Here is a 2,827-nt window from a genome sequence, read left to right as displayed (position 1 = left end):
GGCCGTGGCGGCCCCGCGGGAGGCCAGCTCCACCGCGCGGCGCATGGCGCGCTCCTCGGCGTCCTCCACCCGTCTGCTCCCGTCCTCGGTCCCGGAGCGGGCTCCCGGGGGCGAGGAGGGTGGCGCGAGGAGGGCACGGCGGGACCGTGCGCCGGGGTGCGGGCGTCGCGCCGCAGGGTGCGGCGGCCGTCGGCGGCGCGCGTCCGCCGCGTGCCGCCTCCCCTCCGGACTCTCACCGTCGGTCCCGGAGTTCCACCGGGTCAACCGGCCGCAGGTTCACGGCCGGGTCGCGGACTGTGACCGCCGGCTCGGACTTCCACCGACCCCGGGGCACGCGTCGTACGCCTCCAGTGTGCCACTCGCGCCCGGGGGCGCCGCCCGACCGGCGCGGCCGTCCCGGCGGTGGTCACCGGCCCAGCAGCGACACCCCGGCGTAGGCCACGCCCGCGACCAGCGTCCAGCTGGTCAGGCCGAGGACGAGGGCGCGTCCCCCGGTGCGCCGCAGCACCCGCCAGTGGATGCCGGTGCCGAGGCCGACCAGGGCGGCGACGAGGAGCACCTGCTGCACCCGCTCCGCGACGTCGAGCGCACCGGCCGGGAGGGCCCCGGTGCTGGAGAGCGCGATCGCCGCGAGGAACCCCACGACGAACAGCGGCAGGACCGGCGGACGGCGTCCGTCACCGGCCCCGGTGCCGGTCCCGGTGCCGGCCGCGCGGTGGCGGGCGAGGGCGACCCCCGCCACGAGCGGCGCCAGCAGCACCACGCGGGAGAGCTTGACCACCACAGCGGTCGTCAGCGCCCCCGGCACGCGGTCGGCGGTGGCGACCGTCTGCCCGACGTCGTGCACGCTCGCGCCCACCCAGCTGCCGAAGGCCGCCGGGCCCAGCCCGAGCGGGCCGCGCAGCAGCGGCAGGACGACGATCGCGAGGCTCCCGCACAGGGTCACGAGCGCGATCGCCACCGCCGTGTCGTCCTCGTCGCCGTCGGCGACCTCCGCCATCGCCGCCACGGCCGAGGCGCCGCAGATCGAGAAGCCGGTGGCGACGAGCAGCGACCTCGCCCGCGGCACGCCGAGGAGCCGGCCGAGCAGGCGGGTGCCGGTGAAGGTCACCGCGACGGTGACCACCACGACGGCGAGCCCCCCGAGGCCGAGGCCGCGCAGCTCGGGCAGGGCCAGCTGCAGGCCCAGCAGCACCACGGCGGTGCGCAGCAGCCGGCGCGACGCCACGCCGGTGCCCGGGCGCAGCGCCGGGCGGTGCAGGCCGAGGTTGGCCGCCACCGCGCCCAGGACCACCGCGACGGTGGAGGGGTTCAGTCCCGGGAGGGCGCGCGCGAGCGCGAAGGCGGCCGCCGTGGCGAGGGCCACGGCCAGCAGGCCCGGCAGCGCCGCCCGCCCCCCGAGGACGGCCCCGAGCCTTCCGGGGGTGGTCAGGAGCGCCGGCCGCGGTGTCATGCCCACGACGATGGCGCCCGCCGCTCCGGCGGTGGTCACCGGCCCTGCGCGCGAGGCCCCGGCGGCCCGGCCGGGCCCGCGAGTTGCCGCAGCGGCAAGAGGGCTGGGTGCAGGACCGGCGCGGCGGCCACGATGCCTCCATGACCGATGCCGTGGACCTCACCCCGGGTGCCGAGGACTGGGACGCCCGCTACGCCACCGCCGAGCGGGTCTGGAGCGGCGAGCCGAACGGCGCGCTCGTCGCCGAGGTCGCCTCCCTGGCCCCCGCCCGCGCCCTCGACGTCGGCTGCGGGGAGGGCGCGGACGCCGTGTGGCTCGCCCGCCGGGGGTGGCGGGTCACCGCGCTCGACGTCTCGCGCGTCGCCCTGGACCGGGCGGAGCGGCACGCCGCCGAGGCGGGCACCTCCGTCACCTGGGTGCACGCCGGGCTCGTGGAGGCGGGCCTGCCGGCCGGCTCCTTCGACCTCGTCTCCGCGCAGTACCCGGTGCTGCTGAAGACCCCGGACGCGGTGGCCGAGCGCACGCTCGTCGACCTCGTCGCGCCCGGCGGGACGCTCCTCGTGGTCCACCACGCCCTCGACCACCAGCACCACACCGGCGGGTTCGACCCGGCGCTGTACGCGCTCCCCGCCGACGTCGCGGCGCTGCTCGACGACGGGTGGCAGGTCGAGGTCGACGAGCGCCGCCCCCGGTCGGTCACCGGCGGGGGCGGCGCCCACCACGTGGAGGACCTCGTGCTGCGCGCCGTCCGCCGCTGAGGCCCAGCCGTCAGCCCTGGGGAGGAGGCGCGGGCGCCGACGTCCCGACCACGGGCTGACGCAGCAGCGGGCCACCGGGCGCCAGCCTGGGGCCATGAGCGCTCTCGCCCCCGCCACGGCACGCCCGCCCCGCTCCGCGCGCTCCGTGACCGACGGGGGCGCCGCGCGGCTGCTCGGCCTCGCCGTCCTGGCGGGCGTGGCGTGGGGCGCGGCCACCTCCGGCCTGCAGACGGTGCTGCCCTGGCCCTTCGCCGGGCTGGCGAACGCGGTCGGCCCCTGGGTCGTCCCGGCGTTCCTCGTCGGCGCCCTCAGCCGGCGTCCCTGGGTCGCCGTCGCCGCGGGAGTGCTCGTGTGCTGCGGCGAGGTGGGCGGGTACTACGCCACCTCCGCGCTGCGCGGCTTCGGCGTCAACCCCGCGATGGTGGTGCTGTGGACGGCCACCGGCCTGGTCGGCGGGCCGGTCCTGGGAGCGGCGGGGTGGTGCTGGCGGCGCGCGCGGTCGCTGCGCTGGGCGGCGCTCGGGGCGGCGCTGGTGGGCGGGGTGTTCCTCGCCGAGGGCGCCGTCACCTACGGCCACTACCTCGGCTACCGGGGTGACGCCGTCGTCTTCTGCGTG

The 2,827-nt window shown here is 79.2% G+C and carries 3 protein-coding genes and 1 riboswitch; of the genes, 2 read left to right on the top strand and 1 reads right to left on the bottom strand.

Features of this window, described 5'->3' with window-relative positions:
- Positions 1–206: 206 nt before the first annotated feature.
- Positions 207–338, bottom strand: a riboswitch (FMN riboswitch).
- Positions 339–406: 68 nt separating this feature from the next.
- Positions 407–1,453, bottom strand: coding sequence for a YeiH family protein (locus AC5FZL_RS16300; protein ID WP_493619926.1), 1,047 nt, complete (start codon positions 1,451–1,453; stop codon positions 407–409).
- A gap of 140 nt (positions 1,454–1,593) precedes the next feature.
- Here AC5FZL_RS16300 and AC5FZL_RS16295 point away from each other — a divergent pair, with 140 nt between their 5' ends.
- Together AC5FZL_RS16295 and AC5FZL_RS16290 are read left to right on the top strand one after the other, a co-directional pair.
- Entirely contained in the window at positions 1,594–2,211 is a 618-nt protein-coding gene (locus tag AC5FZL_RS16295; RefSeq protein ID WP_493619925.1) for a class I SAM-dependent methyltransferase, read from the top strand.
- A 94-nt stretch (positions 2,212–2,305) separates the two neighbouring features.
- Positions 2,306–2,827, top strand: a 522-nt coding sequence (locus AC5FZL_RS16290) for a DUF6518 family protein (RefSeq protein ID WP_493619924.1), incomplete at its 3' end; no start/stop codon positions are given.

This window comes from Quadrisphaera sp. DVD1 (genome assembly GCF_058932755.1).
This window is presented reverse-complemented; position numbering and strand designations above follow the sequence as displayed.

Coding starts and splice junctions, on each gene's coding strand:
- AC5FZL_RS16300 (WP_493619926.1), bottom strand. CDS start 1,453: ATGACACCGCGGCCGGCGCTCCTGACCACCCCCGGAAGGCTCGGGGCC.
- AC5FZL_RS16295 (WP_493619925.1), top strand. CDS start 1,594: ATGACCGATGCCGTGGACCTCACCCCGGGTGCCGAGGACTGGGACGCC.